24 protein-coding genes are annotated in these 24,521 nt (G+C 61.5%); 13 read left to right on the top strand and 11 right to left on the bottom strand.

All coding sequences use genetic code 11. The annotated features are described in order from the left end of the window. Nucleotides 1–385: 385 nt before the first annotated feature. From FAZ30_RS05550 to parC, 3 genes are read right to left on the bottom strand one after another with little or no spacing between them, the layout of a single operon-like run. Complete coding sequence (locus tag FAZ30_RS05550) at nucleotides 386–1,717, bottom strand: sigma-54-dependent transcriptional regulator (RefSeq protein ID WP_137009006.1); 1,332 nt, start codon at nucleotides 1,715–1,717, stop codon at nucleotides 386–388. Beyond that, a complete protein-coding gene (locus FAZ30_RS05545; RefSeq protein ID WP_124641899.1) occupies nucleotides 1,710–3,263 on the bottom strand; it encodes a two-component system sensor histidine kinase NtrB in 1,554 nt (517 codons plus the stop codon). The genes FAZ30_RS05550 and FAZ30_RS05545 overlap by 8 nt, the downstream gene beginning before the upstream one ends. Beyond that, nucleotides 3,263–5,593, bottom strand: coding sequence for a DNA topoisomerase IV subunit A (gene parC / locus FAZ30_RS05540; protein ID WP_370449618.1), 2,331 nt, complete (start codon nucleotides 5,591–5,593; stop codon nucleotides 3,263–3,265). The genes FAZ30_RS05545 and parC overlap by 1 nt, the downstream gene beginning before the upstream one ends. Nucleotides 5,594–5,763: 170 nt before the next feature. On the opposite strand from parC, the gene FAZ30_RS05535 reads away from it, so the two are divergent. After that, entirely contained in the window at nucleotides 5,764–6,234 is a 471-nt protein-coding gene (locus FAZ30_RS05535; protein WP_124641895.1) for a GNAT family N-acetyltransferase, read from the top strand. 170 nt (nucleotides 6,235–6,404) lie between these two features. Here the strand turns inward: FAZ30_RS05535 and FAZ30_RS05530 are convergent, their stop codons facing one another. Next, nucleotides 6,405–7,136, bottom strand: coding sequence for a BPSS1780 family membrane protein (locus FAZ30_RS05530; protein ID WP_124641893.1), 732 nt, complete (start codon nucleotides 7,134–7,136; stop codon nucleotides 6,405–6,407). 327 nt (nucleotides 7,137–7,463) lie between these two features. On the opposite strand from FAZ30_RS05530, the gene tkt reads away from it, so the two are divergent. From tkt to mobA, 9 genes are all read left to right on the top strand, one after another. Beyond that, nucleotides 7,464–9,449, top strand: a complete 1,986-nt coding sequence (tkt, locus tag FAZ30_RS05525; protein ID WP_137009004.1) for a transketolase — start codon at nucleotides 7,464–7,466, stop codon at nucleotides 9,447–9,449. A 112-nt stretch (nucleotides 9,450–9,561) separates the two neighbouring features. Further along, nucleotides 9,562–10,575, top strand: coding sequence for a type I glyceraldehyde-3-phosphate dehydrogenase (gene gap, locus FAZ30_RS05520; protein WP_124641889.1), 1,014 nt, complete (start codon nucleotides 9,562–9,564; stop codon nucleotides 10,573–10,575). A 397-nt stretch (nucleotides 10,576–10,972) separates the two neighbouring features. Next, on the top strand, nucleotides 10,973–12,148 hold the full coding sequence (locus FAZ30_RS05515) for a phosphoglycerate kinase (RefSeq protein ID WP_137009002.1): 1,176 nt from the start codon (nucleotides 10,973–10,975) through the stop codon (nucleotides 12,146–12,148). Nucleotides 12,149–12,221: 73 nt separating this feature from the next. Next, the gene (locus FAZ30_RS05510) at nucleotides 12,222–12,851 is read left to right on the top strand and encodes a LysE family translocator (RefSeq protein ID WP_124641885.1); all 630 of its coding nucleotides are present in this window, start codon (nucleotides 12,222–12,224) and stop codon (nucleotides 12,849–12,851) included. Nucleotides 12,852–12,964: 113 nt separating this feature from the next. Next, complete coding sequence (fba, locus tag FAZ30_RS05505; RefSeq protein WP_124641883.1) at nucleotides 12,965–14,029, top strand: class II fructose-bisphosphate aldolase; 1,065 nt, start codon at nucleotides 12,965–12,967, stop codon at nucleotides 14,027–14,029. A 77-nt stretch (nucleotides 14,030–14,106) separates the two neighbouring features. Further along, nucleotides 14,107–14,307, top strand: coding sequence for a hypothetical protein (locus FAZ30_RS05500; protein WP_124641881.1), 201 nt, complete (start codon nucleotides 14,107–14,109; stop codon nucleotides 14,305–14,307). After that, nucleotides 14,304–14,555 carry a MoaD/ThiS family protein gene (locus FAZ30_RS05495; protein WP_124641879.1) on the top strand — a complete coding sequence of 84 codons (252 nt, stop codon included), beginning with the start codon at nucleotides 14,304–14,306 and terminating at the stop codon, nucleotides 14,553–14,555. The genes FAZ30_RS05500 and FAZ30_RS05495 overlap by 4 nt, the downstream gene beginning before the upstream one ends. A 1-nt stretch (nucleotide 14,556) precedes the next feature. Then, a complete protein-coding gene (locus FAZ30_RS05490; RefSeq protein WP_124641877.1) occupies nucleotides 14,557–15,015 on the top strand; it encodes a molybdenum cofactor biosynthesis protein MoaE in 459 nt (152 codons plus the stop codon). After that, nucleotides 15,012–15,593 (top strand): molybdenum cofactor guanylyltransferase MobA, encoded by a 582-nt coding sequence (gene mobA / locus FAZ30_RS05485; RefSeq protein WP_124641875.1) that lies wholly within the window; start codon nucleotides 15,012–15,014, stop codon nucleotides 15,591–15,593. Before FAZ30_RS05490 ends, mobA begins: the two co-directional genes overlap by 4 nt. Here the strand turns inward: mobA and FAZ30_RS05480 are convergent. Beyond that, nucleotides 15,541–16,482, bottom strand: a complete 942-nt coding sequence (locus FAZ30_RS05480) for a LysR substrate-binding domain-containing protein (protein WP_124641873.1) — start codon at nucleotides 16,480–16,482, stop codon at nucleotides 15,541–15,543. The two genes, mobA and FAZ30_RS05480, sit on opposite strands and share 53 nt — an antisense overlap. Before the next feature lie 200 nt (nucleotides 16,483–16,682). Here FAZ30_RS05480 and FAZ30_RS05475 point away from each other — a divergent pair, with 200 nt between their 5' ends. After that, a complete protein-coding gene (locus FAZ30_RS05475; protein WP_124641871.1) occupies nucleotides 16,683–17,645 on the top strand; it encodes a DMT family transporter in 963 nt (320 codons plus the stop codon). Between the two features lie 71 nt (nucleotides 17,646–17,716). On the opposite strand, the gene aroG is transcribed toward FAZ30_RS05475, so the two are convergent. From aroG to FAZ30_RS05445, 6 genes are all read right to left on the bottom strand, one after another. Then, nucleotides 17,717–18,793: a 3-deoxy-7-phosphoheptulonate synthase AroG gene (gene aroG / locus FAZ30_RS05470; RefSeq protein ID WP_137009000.1), complete on the bottom strand. Its 1,077-nt coding sequence runs from the start codon at nucleotides 18,791–18,793 to the stop codon at nucleotides 17,717–17,719. A 159-nt stretch (nucleotides 18,794–18,952) separates the two neighbouring features. After that, the gene (gene dksA, locus FAZ30_RS05465) at nucleotides 18,953–19,363 is read right to left on the bottom strand and encodes an RNA polymerase-binding protein DksA (protein WP_045845893.1); all 411 of its coding nucleotides are present in this window, start codon (nucleotides 19,361–19,363) and stop codon (nucleotides 18,953–18,955) included. Nucleotides 19,364–19,565: 202 nt separating this feature from the next. After that, nucleotides 19,566–19,871 carry a c-type cytochrome gene (locus FAZ30_RS05460; protein ID WP_124641867.1) on the bottom strand — a complete coding sequence of 102 codons (306 nt, stop codon included), beginning with the start codon at nucleotides 19,869–19,871 and terminating at the stop codon, nucleotides 19,566–19,568. A gap of 77 nt (nucleotides 19,872–19,948) precedes the next feature. After that, nucleotides 19,949–20,527 (bottom strand): YggT family protein, encoded by a 579-nt coding sequence (locus FAZ30_RS05455; protein WP_124641865.1) that lies wholly within the window; start codon nucleotides 20,525–20,527, stop codon nucleotides 19,949–19,951. 6 nt (nucleotides 20,528–20,533) lie between these two features. After that, on the bottom strand, nucleotides 20,534–21,337 hold the full coding sequence (proC, locus tag FAZ30_RS05450) for a pyrroline-5-carboxylate reductase (RefSeq protein ID WP_137008998.1): 804 nt from the start codon (nucleotides 21,335–21,337) through the stop codon (nucleotides 20,534–20,536). 76 nt (nucleotides 21,338–21,413) lie between these two features. Then, nucleotides 21,414–22,109: a YggS family pyridoxal phosphate-dependent enzyme gene (locus tag FAZ30_RS05445; protein ID WP_137008996.1), complete on the bottom strand. Its 696-nt coding sequence runs from the start codon at nucleotides 22,107–22,109 to the stop codon at nucleotides 21,414–21,416. Between the two features lie 160 nt (nucleotides 22,110–22,269). Here FAZ30_RS05445 and FAZ30_RS05440 point away from each other — a divergent pair, with 160 nt between their 5' ends. Further along, a complete protein-coding gene (locus tag FAZ30_RS05440) occupies nucleotides 22,270–23,307 on the top strand; it encodes a type IV pilus twitching motility protein PilT (RefSeq protein ID WP_124641859.1) in 1,038 nt (345 codons plus the stop codon). Between the two features lie 37 nt (nucleotides 23,308–23,344). Continuing rightward, complete coding sequence (locus tag FAZ30_RS05435) at nucleotides 23,345–24,481, top strand: PilT/PilU family type 4a pilus ATPase (protein ID WP_124641857.1); 1,137 nt, start codon at nucleotides 23,345–23,347, stop codon at nucleotides 24,479–24,481. Nucleotides 24,482–24,521 lie beyond the last annotated feature (40 nt).

The raw sequence follows: 24,521 nt of genomic DNA, 5'->3' as shown, positions 1-24,521 counted from the left end.
TCGGTTATTCTGTTTTTTAAAGAGCGGTGCAGGTCGCTGCGTTTCGTTTCCGTCGCTGCGTTGTCTGCTGAGGAGGCGAACTATACCGCCGCACCCTGTCCTCGTCAACACTTTGTGCGAAGAAAAGTGCAGATTCTGGCCAAACATCGACTCTCATCGGGCTAAGTGACTGAGGGGAAACGGCTTATGCCGTGGGGGTTTTATTACAGTCTTGCTGTGGGTGCGCAGAAACCGGCGCCTCCCCGTTCGCACTTGTCGTGATGGGTGGAGCTGGCTGGCGTAAAAAGGGGGGCACCACACCGACACCGACAGCAAAAAGCCCGGCTGACGCCGGGCTTTTTGCATGCTGAACACTATATAGAGGTAGCGCGCTTCCGCTGCGGGTCTATTTGATACCCAGTCTATCCATGCGGTAGCGCATGGAGCGGAAGGTGAGGCCCAACAGCTTGGCAGCCTGGGTGCGGTTGAAACGGGTGGCATCCAGCGCCTTGAGGATGGCCTCGCGTTCTACGCGGTCGAGGAAGTCCTGTAATGGTTCGCTACCGGCGTATTCGGCATTCTGTTCATCGTCGGACTGCGGGCAGGGCGTCAGTTGCAGGTCGAGTACGTCGACCTTGTCGTCGCCTGCCAACGCGATGGCACGCTCCAGGATGTTTTCCAGTTCGCGGAAATTGCCGGGGTAGTTATAAGCCAGCATGGCCTTGACAGCGGCCGGGGTCAGCCGTGGCCGGTTGTCTGGGGTGGCGAAGCGGTCGAGCAGCGCGCCGATGAAGCGTGGAATGTCGTCGCGCAGCTCGCGCAGTGGCGGCATGCGCAGTGGCAGTACATTCAGCCGGTAATACAAGTCCTGACGGAACTGGCCAGTGTCGGCCAGCGTGGCCAGGTCTTTATGGGTGGCGCAGATGATGCGGACATCGACGGCTTCTTCTTGCGGGCTGCCCAGCTTGCGTACTTTCTTTTCCTGAATGGCACGCAGCAGCTTGACCTGCATGGCCAGCGGCAGGTCGGCCACTTCGTCCAGGAACAGCGTGCCGCCATTGGCCTGCTGGAAAAAGCCGTCGCGATCGCTGTCGGCACCGGTAAAAGCGCCCTTGCGATAACCGAAGAATTCGCTTTCCATCAGGGTTTCCGGGATGGCACCGCAATTGACCGGTACGAAGGGGCGCTCGGCGCGCGCACTCTGTTCGTGAATCAGCCGGGCGGCCTGCTCCTTGCCGGTACCGGATTCGCCACTGATATAGACCGCCGCCTGACTGCGGGCCAGCTTGTCCACCATGCGCCGTACTTCCAGCATGGCGGCCGAATCACCCACCAGCCGTTCGATACTGAGCGGCTTGCCATTGCCTTCTACCTTTAATACCGATTTCACCAGCGTGCGCAGCTGCGCCAGGCTGATGGGCTTGGACAGATAATCGAAGGCACCGGCTTTCATGGCGCGAACGGCACTTTCGGTGCTGCCATAGGCGGTGATGATGGCGCTGGGTATATCCAGCGACTGGTCGGCAATGAACTGCACCACCTCGATGCCTTCGCCATCCGGCATGCGCATGTCGGTGAGGATCAGGTCGAAGGGCTCGCGCGCCAGCCGGGCGGTGGCTTCGCCGACATTGCCGGCGGTGACCACCTCCAGCCCCATCTTGATCAGGGTAAGTTCCAGCAGTTCGCGGATATCCGGCTCGTCGTCGACGACCAGCACGCGCAAGACTTTCTTATTCATAGGCATGATGACAGCTTAAACGGAAAACGCCGCCCGGCGGGATATAGTCGAGCCGTGCATCATTGGCCTCGGCCAATTCGCGGGCGATATACAACCCCAGGCCGGTACCGCTGCTTTCCGTGGTAAAGAAGGGCTCGAACAGGTGTGATTGGGCATCCTCATTCATGCCGGGGCCATCGTCGATGACGCGAATCAGCACCTGCGACTCCAGCTGGCTGATTTCGATGTGCACCGCGCCATGCACGCGCGAGGAGTGCCGCCAGGCATTGGCCACCAGATTGGACAATATCTGCCCCAGATGGCCACGGTCGAAATACACGCTGCTGCTGCTGTGAAAGGTGGTGAGAATGCGCCCGGCTGCTTCCGGCTGGGCCATGCCGAACTGTTCGAGAAAGTCGGCCAGGAATTGCGACAGCCGGATGGTTTCGGTCTTGACCCGGTCGCGCCGGCCCAGCATCAGGACTTCTTCTACCAGCCCGTTGATACGCTTGGCGTTGTCACGCACGATGCGGGTCAGCCTTTGCGTGGCGGCATCTTCTGCGCCTTCGGCCAGCAGGTCGCCGGCATGCGAGATGGCCGCCAGCGGGTTGCGGATTTCATGGGCGATATTGGCGGTAAGCCGGCCCAGCGCGGCCAGCTTGATGCGCTTGGCCTCTTCGGCCATATCCGCCATATCGCGCAGAAACATCACCACGCCGCGCAGATCGCCGGCCAGAATCGGCACCATGCGCCCGGCCAGCTGGCGGCCCCGCACATTGCGTTCGACAAACACCGGCATGGGCGAATGGCTGTTCAGCCGCCAGCGTTCGACGATGGGAGCCAGTTCCGGCAGCAGGATGCCGCGCTGCATGCCGGGAAAATAGCGTACGGCCTGGGCATTGAACTGCCGTACGGTACCGGTTTCATCCAGCACGATGACGGCATCGCGCTGGCTTTGCAGTACCAGTTCGTTCAAGCGGTTGAGGTTGGCGATTTCCCCGCCACGACGCGAGGCCAGCTCTTCCGACTCGCGCGCCACCCGCGCCAGCTGGTAGGTGACCATCGAGGTCACGAAGCCGGCCAGCGACAGCAAGCCGGTCTGGAAAAAGTCGGCGGAGCTGCCAAACAGTATCTCGTGGCGGTAATGCTCGTAGCCCACGTAACCGAACAGGCTGGCCGTGGCGATGGAGGCATAGAACAAGGCATAGCGGCCGGAGGACAGCAGCCCGGCCACGGCCAGATAGGGCAGCAGCAGCATGCCATAGCCGCTTTTCACCCCACCGTTCAGGCCCATCAGCAACACAATCATCAGGATGTCGGCAGCAATGGCCAGCGACAGCTGCAGGGTGTGAGCAATCTTGCCGGTGCGCAGGGCAAACCAGCAGAGGATCAGCCCGCCGTACACTACCGACCACAGATAGAAACGCGCACCACCATCGACCAGCGGCTGTCCTTCCGTGCCTTGCAGCATGGACATGAACAACAGCACCAGCAACATCAGGGCACGGAAGCCGTTGACGAATGCCAGTGCCTTGCGCGGGGTCAGCGGCAGCGGGCGATCCAGCATCAGGCAGTCTCGACCGACGGCAGGTCGCCAATGGCGGACACCGCCCATTTCTTCGGCATCAGCTTGCCTTTCTTGCCGCGCTTGGCGTCGAATTCGGCCAGCGCCAGCTTTTCGTCGGCCACTTTGCCGCGCACCGATACCGTGGCCAGCAGCGCCTTGTCGCCCTTGACCAGACCAATGGCGGTGACTGACTCACCGGCCTCCAGCCCCATCAGCATCAGGCCACGGCCCTTGGCCATTTCCTTGAGTTCGCCGGCGGGGAAGGCCAGCAAGCGGCCATTGTCCGCCGCGGCCACCAGCCGCAGCGCCGCCAGATCGGCCGTGGCGGCCACCGCCACCGGTGTCAGCACGCTTTCGCCTTCGTCCAGCGTCATGAAGGCCTTGCCAGCCTTGACCCGGCCCGACATGTCGGACAGCTTGGCGACAAAGCCATAACCACCGGAGCCAGCGACCACAAAGCGGGCTTCGTCCTTGCCGGAAATCATCTGCGCCGGCTTGGCGTTGTCCTGCAGGTCCACCAGCGAGGCCACCGGCACACCGTCGCCACGACCGGTGGGGACATCGGCCGGATCAATGGTGTAGGTACGGCCCTTGTTGTCCAGCACGATGACCGACCACACGGTGCGGGTTTCCACCACGGTGTGCAGGCTGTCGCCATCCTTGAAGGCCAGCGCCGACAGGTCGACATTGTGGCCAACCCGGGCGCGGATCCAGCCCTTTTGCGACAGGATGATGGTGACCGGCTCGTCGGCGATGGTCTGGGTCAGCACCGCACGTTCGGCCGCCTTGATTTCACTGCGCCGCTTGTCGCCGTATTTGGCGGTGTCGGCCATGATTTCATCGCGAATCAGGCGGGTGAGGGCATCCGGCGTATCCAGTACGTGGCGCAGGCCTTCGCGCTCTTCGCGCAGCTCGGACAGCTCCTTCTCCAGCTTGAAACCTTCCAGCCGTGCCAATTGGCGCAGACGGATTTCCAGAATGTCTTCGGCTTGCGCTTCGGACAGGCCAAAGGCCTTCATCAGGTCGGGCTTGGGTTCGTCCGATTCGCGGATGACACGGATGACTTCATCAATATGGATGAAGGCAATCATGCGGCCTTCGAGAATATGAATACGCTTTTCCACCTGGCCCAGGCGATGCTTGAGGCGACGGGTGACGGTGGTGCGGCGGAAATCGATCCACTCGGACAGAATGGCCTTGAGGCCCTTCTGCGCCGGGCGGCCATCCAGGCCGATCATCACCAGGTTCATCGAGGCATTGCCTTCCAGGCTGGTTTGCGCCAGCAGGATGTTGATGAACTCGTCCGGGTCCTGCCGGCTGGACTTGGGCTCGAACACCAGCCGCACCGGGCACTGGCTGTCCGATTCGTCGCGTACGCGGTCCAGCAGCGACAGCATCAGGCTCTTGAGGTTTTGCTGGTCTTGCGTCAGCGCCTTCTTGCCGGCCTTGAGCTTGGGGTTGGTGGCTTCTTCGATTTCGGCCAGCACCTTCTGTGCCGACGAGCCGGGCGGCAGCTCGGAGACAATGACGCGCCACTGACCGCGTGCCAGCTTTTCCACTTCCCACTTGGCCCGCACCCGCACGCTGCCCCGGCCACCTTCATAAGCAGTCAGGATGTCGTCGAAGGGGGTGATGATCTGGCCGCCGCCGGGGAAGTCCGGGCCGGGGATGTAGTCCATCAGCTCGCGCGTAGTCAGCGCCGGATTGGCCAGCAAGGCCAGGCAGCCGCGTGCCACTTCGGTGAGGTTGTGCGGCGGGATTTCCGTGGCCATGCCCACGGCAATGCCGGAAGCACCGTTGAGCAGCACCATGGGCAGGCGCGCCGGCAGCAGGGCGGGTTCTTCGAAGGCACCATCGTAATTGGGCACGAAATCCACCGTACCCATGTCGATTTCCGCCAGCAAGAGTTCGGCAATCGGCGTCAACCGCGCCTCGGTGTAACGCATGGCGGCAGCACCGTCGCCATCGCGGCTGCCGAAGTTGCCCTGACCGTCGATCAGCGGGTAGCGCAGGGTAAAGTCCTGCGCCATGCGCACCAGCGCCTCGTAGGCCGAGCTGTCGCCGTGCGGGTGGTATTTACCCAGGATTTCACCCACCACCCGTGCCGACTTCACCGGCTTGGCACCGTGTGCCAGACCCATATCGCGCATGGCATACAGGATGCGGCGCTGCACCGGCTTCTGGCCGTCAGCCACCTCCGGCAGCGCGCGGCCCTTGACCACGCTCATGGCGTACTCGAGATAGGCGCGTTCGGCATACAGATCCAGCGGGATGCAGTCGCCCGACAGCGCGTCGGCCGGCGGGGCCGGTGGCGCAGGGGGAACTAGCATGCCGGCGGCTGGCGGCGCTTCGTCAAAGAGATCGTTACTGTTCATGGGGCTGGGCTTGCTTGTGTGATAGGGTTTCAGCTTGTTCATTTGCAGTGCCGCCACGCTGCACACCGGCCATCAGCCGGGCAGGGTGGAGCACTGCGCCATTCATTATCGAGGGCAATTCTACTATGGCCAGCCTGTTGCAGTGGCAATGCCACCCGTTTGAGGGTTTTACCCCGCACGCGCTGTATGAAATGCTGCAGTTGCGCGACCGTGTTTTCGTACTGGAACAACAATCCATCTACGGTGATGTCGACGGCGTCGACCTGCATTGCCACCACCTGCTGGGGCGCGACGATCAGGGCCGCTTGCTGGGCTATGCCCGGCTGATTGCCCCCGGGGTCAAATACCCGGATGCCACCGCGATTGGCCGCGTGGTGCTGGAACCGGCGGCCCGCGGCAAAGGCCTGGGCAACCAGCTGCTGGCCGAGGCCGTGGCGCACAGTCTGCGCCTGTATCCGGCCGCAGCCATCATGCTGTCAGCCCAGACCGCGGCTCAGGGCTTGTACGAACGCTTTGGTTTTGTCGCCGTGTCCGAGCCCTATGACGATGGCGGCATCCTGCATGTGGACATGCGTCGCAGCACGCTGGCTGCCTAAGAAGCTGTTCATCGTCTGCTGGATTTAGTCGAAATGGGGTGATACCGCGTTAAAAACACCTGCGGAATGCTCATTTACTCTAGGTAAACTCCGCTTCCCCACTTCATTTCCGGTCGTTTTCGCCTTGTCTCACTCTAGCTCGCGAGACTTTGAACAGGCTCTAAGCCAGCTCAGGCTGGCCGTACGGCGAACAGGTCTTTCCAGCCGGTATAGGCGGTGACATACAGCACCGGAAACCACAGCAGCAGGCCAAGACCCAGCGGCAGCAGTGCCAGAAACAGCAGCAGCGCCAGCATGAAGGCCGACAGCAACACCGCCGGCCAGTTGGCGAGGCCGGCGCGGAAGCTGTCACGCAAGGCCTGCCACGGCCCCAGCCCGTTCAGCACCACCAGCGCCGGCGCAAACCAGTAACACAGGCTGAGCAGAAACATCAGCGCGGACGTCAGCAGCATGAAGGGGGCAATCGGGCCGCTGAGCTGTGGCAGCTCCTGTCCTGCCTGCGCAGCTGTCAGGTGAATGCCCAGCATGGGCATCAGCGCACTGAGCAGCATCATCGCCAGCAATAACAGCGCCAGATACAGCATCCCCACATTCAGCAAGGGCCGCAACGCCAGCCGAAACCCGGCAAACAGCGCCGCCATTTTCAGCTCCACCCCCTGCTCGGCCTGTTGCGCCGCCAGCACAAAACCGGCGGCGAAAATGGGTGCCAGAAAAAAGGTGAGCGGGGCACCCAGCAGCGGGATGGCCGCCACGGCAAAGTGGATCAGCAAATAGCTGCCAGCCAGCAGCATCCAGGTCAGCGGCTGCTGCCGCACCAGATAAAAAGCCTGCACGATCCAGCGCCAGCCCTGTGTATAGCCAACTTTGCGTGCATCGACGCGTGCCGAGAAATCTGTCTGCATGCTTGTCCCTGTCTGAATGGCTGGTGGTGAAATGTGAAAAACATCCGCCGACTGTCAATGAGGCGAGGGGGTGGCGTCAAGCCCGCACACCGGCGGCGCACCGGCAGGGTGGGTCAGCCACCATTCCCCCACACGACAGGCGGGGCATTGAAATTGCATGAAACTGGCGCACTACCTGTGCCGTGAAGGTTGCCGCAATGCGGCAAAATCAGGGATAATTCCATGATTTAGCGGCGGTTAATCCATGCCAGCGCCATGCGCAGGCCTGAAATCACTGCCGTACCGGTTCTGTCCCGCCCCCTTTACTGTTTTTGAGGTTTTCCCGAAATGGTCACCCGAACCGAGCTAGCCAACGCCATTCGTTTCCTGTCTATGGATGCAGTGGAAAAGGCCAAATCTGGTCACCCCGGCGCCCCGATGGGCATGGCTGATATCGCCGAAGTACTGTGGCGCGATCACTTGAAGCACAATCCCGCCAATCCTTCCTGGTCCAACCGTGACCGCTTCGTGCTCTCCAACGGGCACGGCTCCATGCTCATCTACAGCCTGCTGCATCTCACCGGCTACGATCTGTCCATCGATGACCTCAAGAACTTCCGCCAGTTGCACTCCAAGACCCCGGGCCACCCGGAATACGGCTATGCACCGGGCGTGGAAACCACCACTGGCCCGCTAGGCCAGGGCATCACCAATGCGGTGGGCATGGCGCTGGCCGAAAAGATGCTGGCCGCCCAGTTCAACCGCGACGGTCATACCGTAGTCGACCACAATACCTGGGTATTCCTGGGTGATGGTTGCCTGATGGAAGGCATCAGCCACGAAGCCTGCTCGCTGGCCGGCACCTGGGGCCTGAACAAGCTGATCGCTTTCTGGGACGACAACGGCATCTCCATCGACGGCCACGTCGAAGGCTGGTTCACCGACAACACCCCGGCCCGCTTCGAAGCCTACGGCTGGCAGGTGATCAAGAACGTCAACGGCCACGATCCGGTGGAAATCGCCACGGCCATCGAAACCGCCAAGAAGGGCGACCGTCCGACGCTGATCTGCTGCAAGACCACCATCGGCTTTGGCTCGCCCAACAAGCAGGGCACCCACGACGTGCACGGCGCACCGCTGGGCGCGGCTGAAATTGCCGCCGCTCGCGAAACGCTGCACTGGCCGCACGCGCCGTTTGAAATCCCGGCCGATATCTATGCCGCCTGGAGCGCCCGCGACAAGGGTGCACTGGCCGAAATCGAATGGAACAAGCAGTTCGATGCCTACCGTGCCGCTTACCCGGAACTGGCAGCTGAATTCGAACGCCGCATGCAGGGCGAACTGCCGGCGGCTTGGGCCGAAGCGCGCGACGCCGCCATCGCCAAGATCGTCGATGCAGCCCAGACCGTGGCCACCCGCAAGGCCAGCCAGATAGCACTGGAAGCCTTCTCGCCCAGCCTGCCTGAGTTCGTTGGCGGTTCGGCCGATCTGACCGGCTCCAATCTCACCAACTGGACGGGCTCCAAGTGGATAGACGCGGCCGGTAACGGCAACTACATCAGCTATGGCGTGCGCGAGTTCGGCATGGCTGCCATCATGAACGGCATGACGCTGCACGGTGGCCTGCGCCCCTACGGCGGCACCTTCCTGATGTTCAGCGAATACGCCCGCAATGCACTGCGCATGGCCTCGCTGATGAAGATCAACCCGGTATTCGTGTTCACCCACGACTCCGTCGGCCTGGGCGAAGATGGCCCGACCCACCAGCCGGTCGAGCAAGTGGCCACGCTGCGCATGATCCCCAATCACCACACCTGGCGTCCGTGCGATACCACGGAAGCCGCCGTGGCCTGGGCCCATGCCATCGAGCAGAAGACCACCCCGAGCAGCCTGATCCTCAGCCGCCAGAACCTGCCGTTCGTGGCGCGTGATGCCGGACAGATCGCGGCCATCCGTCGTGGCGGCTATGTGCTGCGCGATGCACCCGATGCCCGTGCCGTGCTGATTGCCACCGGTTCGGAAATCGAACTGGCACTGAAAGCACAGGAAGCCCTGGCTGCCGAAGGCATCGCCGTGCGCGTGGTGTCCATGCCGTGCAGCAATGTGTTCGACCAGCAGGACAAGGCCTGGCAGCAAAGCGTGTTGCCGGCCGGCCTGCCGCGTCTGGCCATCGAAGCCGGCGTGCCTGACTTCTGGCGCAAGTATGTCGGTCTGGAAGGCGATGTGGTCGGCATAGACCACTTCGGCGAATCCGCTCCGGCAAGCGTGCTGTTCAAGGAGTTCGGTTTCACCGTCGACAACGTCGTCGCCAAGACCAAAAACATCATTCATTAAGCCACACGGCCACCCCATCCAAAAACAAAGCAGGGGTGGCCTTATTTTCATGGTGTCTCCATTCTGACCCGCTCACACGGCGAGGCACCAGACTTTCCGGGAGAGTAATAGCATGACCATTCGCATCGCGATCAATGGCTACGGCCGCATTGGCCGACAGGTACTGCGCGCCATTTACGAATACGATCTGCACAATGACTTCAAGGTAGTGGCCGTCAACGCCACCGGTGATCTGGCCACCAACGCCCACCTGACCAAGTTCGACACCGTGCACGGCCGTTTTCCGGCAGACATCGCTCATGACGAAGAAAACCTGCTGATCAACGGCGAGAAGATTCCTTTCTTCTCCACCCGCAACCCGGCCGAACTACCGTGGAAAGCGCTGGACGTGGATCTGGTACTGGAATGTACCGGTGCTTTCACCAGCAAGGAAAAGTGCCAGCTGCATCTGGATGCCGGCGCCAAGAAAGTGCTGATCTCGGCACCGGGTGGCGACGATGTCGATGCCACCATCGTCTACGGGGTGAACCACGATGTGCTGACCAGCGCCATGACCGTGGTGTCCAACGCCTCCTGCACCACCAACTGCCTGGCCCCGGTGGCCAAGGCGCTGAATGACACCATCGGCGTGACCAAGGGCCTGATGACCACCATTCACGCCTTCACCAACGACCAGGTGCTGACCGACGTGCGTCACAAGGACCTGCGCCGCGCCCGTTCCGCCACCGAAAACATGATCCCGACCAAGACCGGTGCCGCCAAGGCCGTGGGCCTGGTGCTGCCGGAACTCAAGGGCAAGCTGGATGGCTTCGCCGTGCGCGTTCCCACCATCAATGTTTCGCTGGTAGACCTGACCTTCAAGTCCGGCCGTGACACCACCAAGGACGAAGTCAACGAAATCCTGCAGGCCGCAGCCGAAGGCCCGATGAAGGGCGTGCTGGGCTTCAATACCCTGCCGCTGGTTTCTTCCGACTTCAACCACAGCACCGAAGCCTCCACCTTTGACGCCACGCTGACCAAGGTGACTGGCGGCAATATGGTGAAGGTACTGGCCTGGTACGACAACGAGTGGGGCTTCAGCAACCAGATGCTGAAAACCGCGCGTGCCATGTTCGAAGCCAAGTAATCCCCACGGCCCGACAGGGCCGTGCTGCTTGAAACCGGCAGGCGGGTCATCGCCGTCCATGCCTGCCGGCATGCCATGACAGACCCGCTGGCGCTCCGGTCGAGCCTTGCTCCCGGCCAGCATCCACCATGGTGACGGCAAGGGTTTTCGCTGCGGCTAGCAGCCTGCCGCCAGCCGTGCAAGCCCATACTGCTGTAATAAATACACTACTTGATCTGGTATCTGTTAAGCCTGCGGGCAGCCCGGTACAGTAGCTGGCAGCAACAACACCGCAGCAGGTCACTTCCCCCGGAATGGCCATGGCGGTGATGCTGTCACCGTCCTGAACAACGGTTGTACGGCCTTCCCCCACGAAGGCGGTCGCCAATTGCATCCAACAGATAAAAGCGAGCCACCGATGAAATTCAACAAACTGACCGAACTGGATCTGGCCGGCAAACGCGTGCTGATCCGTGTCGACATGAACGTGCCGGTGAAAAATGGCGTGATCGGCGACGACACCCGCATCCGCGCCAGCCTGCCCTCCATTGAACACAGCCTGAAGGCTGGTGCCGGCGTCATCCTGATGACCCACTTGGGCCGTCCTACCGAAGGCGAACCCAAGCCAGAAGACAGCCTGGCTCCGGTGGTGGAACGCCTGTCCACCCAGCTGGGCCGACCGGTACGCCTGGTCGCCGACTGGCAGTCCGGCCTGACCGTAGCTGCCGGCGAAGTGGTGATGCTGGAAAACGTGCGCCTGAACAAGGGCGAGAAAAAGAACAATGCCGAGCTGGGCCAGGCCTATGCCAGCCTGTGCGATGTGTTCGTCAATGATGCCTTTGGCACCGCCCACCGCGCCGAGGCCTCCACCCACGCCGTGGCTCAGTTTGCCCCGGTGGCCTGCGCCGGCATCCTGCTGGCCGCCGAGCTGGACGCACTGGGCAAGGCCCTGCTGGCTCCGGCCCGTCCGCTGGTGGCCATTGTGGCCGGCTCCAAGGTCTCGACCAAGCTGACCATTCTGGAGTCCCTGGCCGACAAGGTCGACCAGCTGATCGTCGGTGGCGGCATCGCCAACACCTTCCTGCTGGCTGAAGGCAAGAACATCGGCAAATCGCTGGCCGAGGCTGACCTGGTGGATGAGGCCAAAAAGGTCATCGCCAAGATCCGCGCCCGTGGCGGCAATGTGCCGCTGCCCAGCGACGTGGTATGTGCCACCGAGTTTGCCGAAAGCGCCGTCGCCACCACCAAGAATGTGGCCGAGGTAAGCGCTGAGGACATGATTCTGGACATCGGCCCGGATTCGTCGGCCGAGCTGGCCGCCATTATCGCCAAGGCTGGCACCGTGGTATGGAACGGCCCGGTCGGCGTCTTCGAATTTGACCAGTTCGGCAACGGCACCAAGACCCTGGCCCAGGCCATCGCCCAGTCGCCGGCCTTCTCCATTGCCGGCGGTGGCGACACCCTGGCGGCCATTGCCAAGTACGGCATTACCGACGACATCAGCTACATTTCCACCGGCGGTGGCGCTTTCCTGGAATTCCTGGAAGGCAAGGAACTGCCGGCCGTGGCGATTCTGGCCGAACGCGCCGCCTGATCACCTTATCCTGTCTTGCAAGTGAATGGCGCGGCCACCGCGTCATTCTCCCCACCCTTGCCGGAGTGCTGTCATGCCACTGAATACCTGGCTGCTGTTCATCACCACCGTATTTTTCGTCTCGGCCACGCCCGGCCCCAATATGCTGCTGGCCATGACCCACGGCATTCACCATGGCGTGCGGCGCACCGCCGTGACCTGCCTGGGGCTGATGACGGGCCTGGGCATCATCATGCTGGGCTCGGCAGCCGGCCTGGGCGCCTTGCTCGCCGCATCGGAACAGCTGTTTTCCATAGTAAAATACGCCGGTGCCGCCTATCTGATCTATCTGGGCATCAAGACCTGGCGCGCCACGCCGCAACCGGTAACGGAAGTGGCCGACGACAACAGCAAGGCCCACACGCCCTGGGTGATGTTCCGCACCGGTTTTCTGGTGTCGATGAGCAATCCCAAGGCCTTTATCTTTTTTACCGCGCTGTTCCCGCAATTCATGGACGCGCGCCTGCCGCAGGGGCCGCAGCTGGCCATCCTGGCGGCCACGTTTTACGTGATCGAAGCCTCCTGGCAGTTTGCCTATGCCAGCGGTGGTGCCCGCCTGGCCGGCTGGCTCAACAGCGCGCGTCGCCTGAAGCTGGTGAATCAGGTGTCCGGTGGGGCCTTTATCGGCGCCGGGCTGTTGCTGTCCGGCATTTCCCGGCGCTAGCGCAACACGCATACCGTATCGGATCTGTTATCGGGCGGGCTCTCCACAAGAGGTCCCGGCCCTTGATTTAAACCCCGTGCCGCCAGCAGGCGGTGCGACCTGAGGAGATTTTCATGGCACTCGTTTCCATGCGTCAGCTGCTGGACCATGCAGCCGAATTCAGCTACGGCCTGCCGGCTTTCAACGTCAATAATCTGGAACAGATGCGCGCCATCATGGAAGCCGCCGACAAGTGCGACGCGCCGGTGATCGTGCAAGCTTCGGCCGGTGCCCGCAAATACGCCGGAGCCCCCTTCCTGCGCCACATGATTCTGGCGGCCGTGGAAGAATTCCCGCATATCCCGGTGGTGATGCACCAGGATCACGGCACCAGCCCGGACATCTGCCAGCGCTCCATCCAGCTGGGTTTCTCCTCGGTGATGATGGACGGCTCGCTGAAGAGCGATGGCAAGACCCCGGCCAACTACGACTACAACGTGGATGTGACCCGTACCGTGGTCAACTTCGCCCATGCCTGCGGCGTGTCGGTGGAAGGTGAAATCGGCTGCCTGGGCAGCCTGGAAACCGGCATAGCCGGCGAAGAAGACGGCGTGGGTGCCGAAGGCGTGCTGGACCACAGCCAGCTGCTGACCGACCCGGAAGAAGCCGCCCGCTTCGTCAAGGACACCGGTGTGGACGCGCTGGCCATTGCCATCGGCACCAGCCACGGCGCCTACAAGTTCAGCAAGAAGCCCACCGGCGACGTGCTGCGCATCGACCGTATCAAGGAAATCCACGCTCGCATCCCCAATACCCATCTGGTGATGCACGGTTCGTCTTCGGTACCGCAGGAATGGCTGCAGATCATCAATGAGTTCGGTGGCGATCTGGGCGAAACCTATGGCGTGCCGGTAGAAGAAATCGTCGAAGGTATCAAGCACGGCGTGCGCAAGGTGAATATCGACACCGACCTGCGTCTGGCTTCCACCGGTGCCATCCGCCGCTTTATGGCGCAGAACCCGAAGGAATTCGACCCGCGCAAATACCTGAAGGCCTCCACCGATGCCATGCGCGATATCTGTATCGCCCGCTACGAAGCCTTCGGTGCCTGCGGTCAGGCCAGCAAGATCAAGGCCATCAACCTGGACACCATGGCCAATCTGTATCTGAAGGGCCAGCTGGCGCAGATCATCAAATAAGCTGCCGCCACTGAATCGACCAACCCGCTGCCCTCAGCGGGTTTTTTCTTGCCCGCGCCAGGCTGGCCAACAGCAGCATGGCCGTCTCCCCCATCAGCAGCATTGGCGCTGCGCAGCCGATTGCTTACACTGCAGCCATGGCCGATCTCTTATCTCCCCTGGAATGGTTTTTTGTCGTCCTGCTGGCCGTGGTGCCACTGCTGGGACTGGGTTTTCATCTGTGGATCATGCTGCTGGGACACGACAAGGCCAGCACACAAGCGGAGGACAAGTCATGAAACTGAACATGGTGTATTTTGCCCGGCTGAAAGACAGCTTTGGCACCGGCCAGGAAAGCCTGGAAACCGAAGCCAGCAGCGTAGCGGAACTGCTGGTGGAATTGCGCCTGCGCGGTGGGAGCTGGGCCACCGAGTTGGGCCATGGCAAGACCTTCCGCGTGGCCTGTAATCAGGAGCTGGTCGACCCGGACAGCGCACTGCGCGATGGTGATGAAGTCGCCATCTTTCCACCTGTAACCGGGGGCTGAGATGCAGCCATTTACCGTGCGGGTGCAAACCGGGCGCTTTGATGCCGGTGCGGAAATCGACCGGCTGTCGTGCAACCCGGCCTGCGGTGCCGTGGTCAGCTTCAGCGGCCTGGTGCGCGATTATGGCGACCGCCAGGACGTGGCCGCGCTCGAGCTGGAACACTATCCGGGCATGACCGAGAAAGCCTTGCACGCCATCATCGAACATGCCGGCCAGCGCTGGCCGCTGCAGGCCGCCACCATCATACACCGCGTGGGTCATTTGCCGCTGGGCGAGCCTATCGTGCTGGTGGTCACCGCCTGCAGCCATCGCAAGGATGCCTTTGCCGCCGCGGAATTCCTGATGGACTTCCTCAAGACCGCCGCACCGTTCTGGAAGAAGGAAATCCTGCAGGATGGCAGCGCCCACTGGGTGGAAGCCAAACACAGCGATCAGGCCGCCATCGGCCGCTGGCAATGAACTATACCGCGCTGATTCTGGCCGGTGGCCAGGCGCGCCGCATGGGCGGTGTGGACAAGGGGCTGGTGAGCTTGGCCGGCCAGTCGCTGCTTGCCCATACCCTGCAAGCACTGGCCGCACAAAGCCAGCCACCACAGCACATCCTGATTTCTGCCAACCGCCATCTGGATGAATACGCTGCGTACGGCCATCCGGTATTGCCGGACAGCCTGCCAGACTTTCCCGGCCCGCTGGCCGGGCTGCTGGCCGGCATGCAGGCCGCGCCGGACAGCATCCTGCTGATGCTGCCCTGCGATGCGGTGTGCCTGCCAGCTGATTTTGCCGCGCGCTTGCTGGCAGCCCTGCCGAGCCAACAGGTGATCAGCGCCAGCGACCCAGCCCAATGGCATCCCAGCCTGCTGGCCTTGCAGCCCGGGCTGGCGGATGCGCTGGCTGCTTATCTGGCGGCGGGGGGGCGCTCCATCCGCGGCTGGCTGGCGACGCTGCAACACCAGAGCCTGCCCTTTGCGCAGAGCCTGCCCAATCTCAATACCCTGGATGCAGTCCGCCAGCTGGAACAGCAATGGCCGGCTGACTGACACTGTCCAGCAGCCAGCTTTTGAACAGCCGGGCATTGTCGCTCAGCGACTTGTGGCGGGGATGGGCGAGAAAATCCACCTTGCCGCTGACAAAGGCAAACGGCCCCAGCCGCTTGAGTACGCCCTGCTGCAGCAGATCATGTGCCATGAATTCCCAGCCCAACCCTATGCCCATGCCTTGCAACACGGCATTGAAGGCCAGCGTCACCTGATTGAACATCGGCACCCGCGCCGGCGGGCTATAAACCAGACCGAAATGGCCGAACCAGTCATGCCAGTTGATGCAGTTCCAGGCTGATGAATCCAGCTGGATCAAGGGCAGGGCAGCCAACTGCTCCACCTGGGTGATGGCCGGGTAGTCTAGCTGGGCGCTGTACACCGGGTACACCACCTCGGGAAACAGCGGCTCGGCCGCCAGCGAACTCCAGCGTCCGTCACCATAGAAAATGGCAAAGTCGTACTCCGCCACACTGGCCTCGTCCATGCTGTTGCTGGCGTGAATATTGACGGTAATGTCCGGGTGCTGCTGGCTGAAAGCCACCAGGCGCGGAAACAGCCAGAACTGCGCCACCGCATGGGTGCAGTTCACGGTGAGCGTGTGGCGGTTATGCTCGGCCTGCAGCCGTGCCACGCTGTGCAGCAGCGATTGCAGCATGGGGGATACCTCGCGCTGCAGCGCCAGCCCGGCTGGCGTAGGCTGGATGCCGCGCACCAGCCGCTCGAAGAGCGGCAGCTTGAGCCAGTCCTCCAGGGTGCGGATCTGCTTGCTGACCGCGCTCTGGGTCACGCATAGCTCGGTGGCCGCCTTGGTAAAGCTGCCATTGCGCAGCACAGCCTCGAAATGAATCAGGCTTTCCAGCGGTGGCAGGTTTTTCAGATAGCGACTCATGCAAGCTCCTTCCCCATTGTGTCCACCAGATGGTGGCATTCCCGATCCGCATCGTGTCATTGCCAGACTATTAATCCAGATAGGGTGACCACTGGCAAGCCATTCCTCTAAGGAATGCGTGAATGCCGAGATATCCTTTGTCGGGCAAGGCCGGCCGGCTTAGCCTTGCCCTTGTTTAGCACAATGGCAGGGAGCAGCAGATGAAACGGGGTATAGGCTATGCCGGCATGGCCGGGGCGGTGTGGGGACTGGTGCTGATGGTGCCGCAGGTATTGCCGGAATTCAGCCCCTGGCTGCTGTGCGCCGTGCGCTTCAGTCTGTATGGCTTGATTTCCCTGCTGCTGGCGCTGCCGCTGGCCGGCCGCCTGCGCGCACACTTGCAGCGCGAGGATATCCTGATGCTGGCCCGCCTGTCCTTGGTGGGTAATCTGCTGTATTTCATCCTGCTGGCCGCGGCCATCCAGTTGGTAGGCATTGCCCCGGCTTCGCTGATTGTCGGTGTGCTGCCAGTCACCATCACCCTGCTAGGACTGAAAGATGAGGGGGCCTTGTCGCTACGCCAGTTGCGCTGGCCGCTGGCGATGGTGCTGGCCGGCATTGTCTGCATCAATATCGATACCTTTGCCGGTAGCCATGGCAGCCAGAGCAGCTGGGCGCGGCTGAGCGGGGTGCTGGCTGCACTGGGTGCACTGGCCTGCTGGAGCTGGTTTGCCGCCAGCAATGCCCGCTATCTGCGCCGGCGGCCCTGTTTTGACAGCCATGAGTGGTCTTGCCTGCTGGGCATGGTCACCGGGGTGATGGGGCTGCTGCTGTGGCTGGCTTGCCACTGGCTGGGCCTGCCCATGGTCAGCCACGCCACCACGGCCCAGCACTGGCAGCTGTTCTGGCTGGCGGCAGCCGGCTGCGCGCTGGGCGGGTCCTGGCTGGCCAACGCGCTGTGGTACGCCGCCGCCCGCCGTCTGCCACCCACGCTGTCCGGCCAACTGATCGTGTTTGAAACCGTCTTTGCCTTGCTGTACGGCTTTGTCTGGCTGCAACGCTGGCCACGGCCGCTGGAGCTGGCATCCATGCTGTTGTTGCTGGGCGGCGTGTGCTGGGCAGTGCGTCGTCATGCCGAGCCGGAAACCAGCAGCCCAGGCCAGGTGGCGCTGCAAGGCAGCTGAACCTTGCTGTTTGGTACTGGTAATAAAAAACGCTGCCCAGGGCAGCGTTTTTCTTGCGGGAGACGACCGGCTTACTTGCCGCCGACCACACCCAGTTTGGCACGACGCGCCTTGACTGCATCAGCCAGGGTGGTCAGCAGCTTCTCGGTATCATTCCAGCCGATGCAGGCGTCGGTGATGCTCTGACCATAATTCAGCTCACAGCCCGGCTTCAGATCCTGGCGGCCTTCCACCAGATGGCTTTCCACCATCACCCCGAAGATGTGCTGATCGCCGGCGGCCATTTGGGCGGCCACATCATCGGCCACTTCCATCTGGCGACGGTAATCCTTGCGGCTGTTGGCATGGCTGAAATCCACCATCAGCTTTTGCGACAGGCCCACGGCGGCCAGTTCGGCAGCGGCCGCACGTACGTGATCGGCCGAATAGTTGGGTTCCTTGCCACCGCGCAGGATGACATGGCAATCCGGGTTGCCACCGGTGGAAACGATGGCGGAATGGCCGGTCTTGGTGACCGACAGGAAATGGTGCGACACGCTGGCCGAGCGAATGGCATCCACGGCAATCTTCAGATTGCCATCGGTACCATTCTTGAAGCCCACCGGGCAGGAGAGGCCGGAGGCCAGTTCACGGTGAACCTGGCTTTCGGTGGTACGCGCACCAATGGCACCCCAGCTGATCAGGTCGGCAAAGTATTGCGGGGTGATCATGTCGAGGAATTCGGTGGCCGCCGGAATACCCATGTCGTTCAGGGTCAGCAGCAGGCGGCGGGCCAGGCGCAGGCCGGTATTGATATCGTAGGATTCATTCAGGTGCGGGTCGTTGATCAGACCCTTCCAGCCAACCGTGGTGCGCGGTTTTTCAAAGTAGACACGCATCACCACCACCAGCTCGCCAGCCAGGCTGTTGCGCAGGGTGGAGAGCTTGCGCGCGTATTCGATGGCTGCTTCCGGATCATGGATGGAACAGGGGCCGATGACCACCAGCAGGCGATCGTCCTCGCCGCGCAGCAGGGCCGCAATGTCCTTGCGCGTGGTGTAGATGACTTCGGAAGCGGTTTCGGTAATCGGCAGTTCGTACAGATGGGCGATAGGAGGCAGTAACTCTTTGATTTCGCTGATTCTTACGTCGTCGGTCTGGCGTTGCATGTTTGTCCCTAGCTGATATCGTTTTTACCTTGCATAGCAGCAAGATACCCGTACCAGCCAAGGCCGACAAGCCCTTATGTACTTGACAAGCACCGGCAAAAAAACAAAAAGCGCCATCGCAAGGCGATGACGCTTTGTTGGGCAGAACGCCGCAGCGGATCAGTCTGCGTACTGACGCTTCATGCGTTCGCGGCGTTCCTGGGCTTCCACCGACAGGGTAGCGGTGGGACGGGCCATCAGGCGGCGCAGGCCGATGGGCTCACCGGTGTCTTCACAGAAACCATAGGAACCATCGTCAATCTGACGGATGGAGGCCTGGATCTTCTGCAGCAGCTTGCGCTCACGATCGCGGGTGCGCAGCTCCAGTGCATACTCTTCTTCCAGCGTGGCCCGGTCCGCAGGGTCCGGGGTTGCTTCCTGCTCTTGCAAATGGTTGGCAGTGGCATTGGCGTTGATCAACAACTCCTGCTGCATCTGCAACAACCGGTCTTTGAAGAACTCAAGATGGTCGGCGTTCATGTAATCATCGCCTTCCCAGTTGAGAATATCTTGTTCGGTCAGCTTGGCCATAATTTTGGTGCTTCCAGCATGAGAGTTGGCAGACAGGCGAAGAAGATTACCCACGGTATCGGATTTGTGCAACTGCCAACGACAATTCGCCTTCTTCGGCGTCACCTGCTGCTGACACTCGGTATAGCGCCAATCCAGGCTGGTAACAAGCCTGTCACATGAAAAAGGCGGCCAAAGGCCGCCTTGCGCTACTGCATGACGCTTATTTTTGCGCCAGAACCCATTTGACCAGGGTCTTGATGTCGGCATCGCTGACCTGGGCATTCGGCGGCATCGGGATCGGGCCCCACACACCGGAACCACCAGCCTTCACCTTGGCGATCAGCTTGGCTTCAGCACCCTTGTCGCCAGCGTATTTCTTGGCAACGTCCTTGTAGGCCGGGCCAACTACCTTGTGATCAACCGCATGACAGGACAGGCAGTTGTTCTTTTGTGCCAGCGCCTGATTGGCCATGGCCGGAGCGGCAGCAGTACCCAGCAGCAGGGCAGCAAGCAGCATTTTCTTCATCACGATTCTCCAGATCATTGAGGAAATTACACTACATCTTTTCAGATGCGGCAGAGCATGACAAATAAACATATTTGTTACATCGCCACCTTGAGTTGCATCAAGAAGCTGCTTTCCAGGAAATGCACCGGCAGCATCAAAATGACCTGGATGATCAGGAAGAGAATCAGCGGCGACAAATCGACCCCGCCCACGGCAGCGCGGCGGAAGGGGCGGAGAAACGGGCGGGTCAGCGCATCCAGAATCGGGCTGAGCGGATTATAGGGATTCACCCAGCTCAGCACCGCCTGCACGATGACCGCCCCCATCAGCAGGGTCAGCGACTGCTTGAATACATCCAGCACCGCCAGCAGCGACAGGGCCAGCCAGGTTTCCGGCGCGGCCAGGGTGTACATGGGATTGAGCGCCAGAATGATCACGCTGGAAACCATGCTGACCAGCCAGGCCAGCAGCATGGTGGCACTGTCGTAACCACGCAGCGAAGGCAGCAGCTTGCGCAGCGGCAGCACGGCGAAGTTGGTGGCCGCCATGACAAACTGGCACAGGGGGTGTTTGAACGGCGCCCGCGCCACCTGCAGGTAAAAACGCAGCAGCAATACCAGCACGAACAGGTCGGCGATGGTCTTGATCAGAAATTGCACGGTTTCCAGAAACATGAAGCTTTAATCCTGACTGAGTTGTTGGCCCATTTCGATGGAGCGGTCACGGCAGTCCATGGCACCGGCGATGATGGCCGCCTTGACGCCTTCTGCCTCGAAGCGGCCGATGGCGCGTTCGGTGGTACCGCCCTTGGACATGACATTGGTGCGCAGGGTGGCCACCGGCAGCGGGCTCTGGCGCGCCAGCTCCACCGCACCGTCAAAGGTGGCCAGCACCAGCCGGCGCGCTTCGTCGGCAGCAAAACCAGCTTGCTCGGCGGCTTCGATCATGCTTTCAATAAAATAGAAGACATAGGCCGGGCCACTGCCGGAAACGCAGGTAATGTCGTCGATGCCTTCTTCCTTGTCCAGCCATACCGTGATGCCGGCCGCCAGCATGATGGTCTCGGCATGGTCGCGGTCGGCGGCGCTGGCACCACCGGCGGCATACAGGCCGGAAACACCCATGCCCACCATGGCCGGGGTATTGGGCATCACGCGCACAATGCGCTCGCTACCCAGCCAGCGCGCCATGGCATCGCAGCGGATGCCCGCGGCGATGGACAGTACCATGCCGCCATTCAGACGCGGGGCCAGTGCCTGGCAGACTTCCTTGAGCTGCTGCGGCTTGACCGCCAGCAGCACGATATCGTCGGCCGACAGCTGTTCCGGCAAATCGCTCGACGTGCTCACGCCAAAATCACGGGCCAGTTCGGCCAGCTTGGCGGCATTCGGGTCCACCACGTGGATATGATGGCCGCCCTGCTGGTGGAGGCCGCCGATGATGGCCGTGGCCATATTGCCGCCGCCGATGAAGGTAATCTGCATTGCCTATTTTTCCTCTTTGACTCTTGTATGCGGTCCGGCCGCGCTGCATGCCGGTTGCCCGCTTATGAATGCCAACCTATGAATGATAGTGCCGCGCACCGAAAATGGCAGTACCGACGCGCACCATGGTGCTGCCCGCAGCGATGGCCTGTGCCATGTCAGCGGACATTCCCATGGATACAGTATCCAATGCGAGGCCAGCAGCACGCAATTCCTGTTGCAATTGCTGCAGCAGGGCAAACTGGCCGGCCAGTCTGGCGGCATCCTCGGTAGGCTCCGGAATGCACATCAGCCCGCGCAGTTGCAGGCGGGGCAACGCCGCCACCGCCAGGGCCAGTGCCTTGGCTTCCTGCGGGGCGCAGCCGCTCTTGCTGGCTTCGCCGGACACATTCACCTGCACGCACACTTGCAAGGGCGGCAGGCTGTCCGGCCGCTGCTCGGACAGGCGCTGGGCGATCTTCAGCCGCTCGATGGAATGCACCCAGTGCGCAGCTTCCGCCACGATGCGGGTCTTGTTGGATTGCAGCGGGCCGATGAAGTGCCACTCGATGTCCTGCGCAGCCAGCTCTGCCGCCTTGGTCTGCAGCTCTTGCACATAGTTTTCGCCAAAGGCCCGCTGGCCGGCGGCGTAAGCCTGTTGCACGGCACTGGCGGGAAAGGTCTTGCTCACCGCCAGCAGGCGGACGCTGCCGGCCGTGCGCCCGGCGGCGGCTTCGGCGGCGTGGATCTGCTGCCGGACGTGTTCGATGGCGTGTGCGACGGAATCGCTCATGGTGTTCCTTGTGGCGATGGCGGGCTGTCTCTACAAAGAAAACAGCAGGACGTGCCGCTTAGATTGCTGTCCACATATCCTTTTGCAACAGCTTGCGCTTACAATCGCAAAAAAACGTTAGCGTCATGCCCACCGCCGGGTAATCGTGGAGAAATTATAAATGGAAATTTCCGAGCTCTTGGCTTTTACCGTCAAGAACAAGGCATCGGACCTGCACCTGTCCGCTGGTCTGCCACCCATGATCCGGGTACATGGCGACGTGCGGCGCATCAATCTGCCGCCGCTGGATCATCATGATGTGCACGATATGGTGTACGACATCATGAACGACTACCAGCGCAAGATTTTCGAAGACGAGTTCGAGTGTGACTTCTCCTTCGAACTGCCGGGCATTGCGCGCTTCCGGGTCAATGCCTTTGTGCAGAACCGTGGCATGGGCGCGGTGTTCCGTGTGATTCCGTCCAAGGTGCTGACGCTGGAACAGCTGGGCGCGCCGAAGATCTTCCAGGATATCGCCAGCTATCCGCGCGGCCTGGTGCTGGTGACCGGCCCGACCGGCTCGGGTAAGTCCACCACGCTGGCGGCGATGGTGGATTTCGTCAACGAGAACAATTATTCGCACATCCTGACGGTGGAAGACCCAATCGAATTCGTGCATGACAGCAAGAAATCGCTGATCAACCAGCGTGAAGTCGGCTTGCAGACCCACAGTTTTTCCAATGCGCTGCGCTCGGCGCTGCGTGAGGACCCGGATGTGATCCTGGTGGGCGAATTGCGCGATCTGGAAACCATCCGCCTGGCGCTGACCGCAGCGGAAACCGGCCACCTGGTATTCGGCACGCTGCATACCAGTTCGGCCGCCAAGACCATCGACCGTATCGTCGACGTGTTCCCGGCCGGTGAAAAGGAAATGGTGCGCTCCATGCTGTCGGAGTCGGTGCGTGCGGTGATTTCGCAGACCTTGCTCAAAACCAAGGACGGCAATGGCCGGGTTGCTGCCCATGAAATCATGATAGGCACGCCGGCCATTCGTAACCTGATCCGCGAAAACAAGATCGCCCAGATCAATTCGATGATCCAGACCGGCCAGCAACACGGCATGCAGACACTGGACCAGTGCCTGCAGGAGCTGGTGCGGCGCAATATCGTGGCCCCGAACGAGGCACGCCAGAAGGCGGCATCCAAGGATGCGTTCTAAACTTCAGCAGGCAAGCTAGCCAGCCCGGATGGCCATCATGGAAAAAGACCAGGCATCAAAATTCATTCACGATCTGCTCAAGCATGCGGTGGGCAAGAATGCCTCCGATATCTTCATTTCCGCCGAATTTCCCCCGGCCATGAAGATAGACGGCAAGATCACCCCGGTGGCCCCACAGCCGCTGTCGGCCCAACACACCAAGGAGCTGGTGCGTTCGGTGATGAATGACCGCCAGACCGAAGAGTTCGAGTCGAAAAAGGAAGCCAACTTCGCCATCAACCCGCCGGGGCTGGGCCGTTTCCGGGTCAGCGCCTTTATCCAGCAGGGCTGTGCCGGCATGGTGATGCGCAAGATCAATACCGAGATTCCCACCTTCGACAAGCTGAATTTGCCGGAGGTATTGCAGGACATCGCGCTGATCAAGCGTGGACTGGTGATTTTCGTCGGCGGTACCGGTTCGGGTAAATCCACCTCGCTGGCGGCACTGGTGGACTGGCGCAACAGCCACAACCAGGACCACATCATCACCATCGAGGACCCCATCGAATACGTGCATCAGCACAAGAAGTGCATCGTGACCCAGCGCGAGGTGGGCGTGGATACCGAAGACTGGGAAATCGCGCTGAAAAACACCCTGCGTCAGGCGCCGGACGTGATTCTGATGGGTGAGATCCGCGACCGGGAAACCATGGGCTACGCGTTGCAGTTTGCCGAAACCGGCCACCTGTGCCTGGCCACACTGCACGCCAACAATGCCAACCAGGCACTGGACCGCATTCTCAACTTCTTCCCGGAAGAGCGGCACCAGCAGGTGCTGATGGATTTGTCGCTGAACATGCGCTCCATCATTTCGCAGCGACTGTTGCCGATCAAGACTGGCCGTGGCCGGGTGGCGGCAGTGGAAATCCTGCTGAATACGCCGTTGATTTCCGACATGGTGTTCAAGGGTGAAATTGCCGGGCTGAAGGAAGTCATGGGCCGTTCGCGCGAGTCCGGCATGCAAACCTTCGACCAGTCGCTGTTCGACCTGTTCGAAGCGGGCTATATCAGTTATGAAGACGCGCTGCGCAATGCCGACTCGATCAACGACCTGCGTCTGAAAATCAAGTTGTACAGTGAAAGCTCCAAGGGCCGCGATCCGCTGGAAGGCATCGATCATCTGGATATCGTCTGAGATATGCGCACAACCCGTGCACGTCGGCACCCACGGTGCG

This window comes from Aquitalea aquatilis, from assembly GCF_005155025.1.
GTDB classification, from domain to species: Bacteria; Pseudomonadota; Gammaproteobacteria; order Burkholderiales; family Chromobacteriaceae; genus Aquitalea; species Aquitalea aquatilis.
Note: the sequence above shows the minus strand (reverse complement) of the source record. Positions and strands in the feature narration are given on the sequence as shown.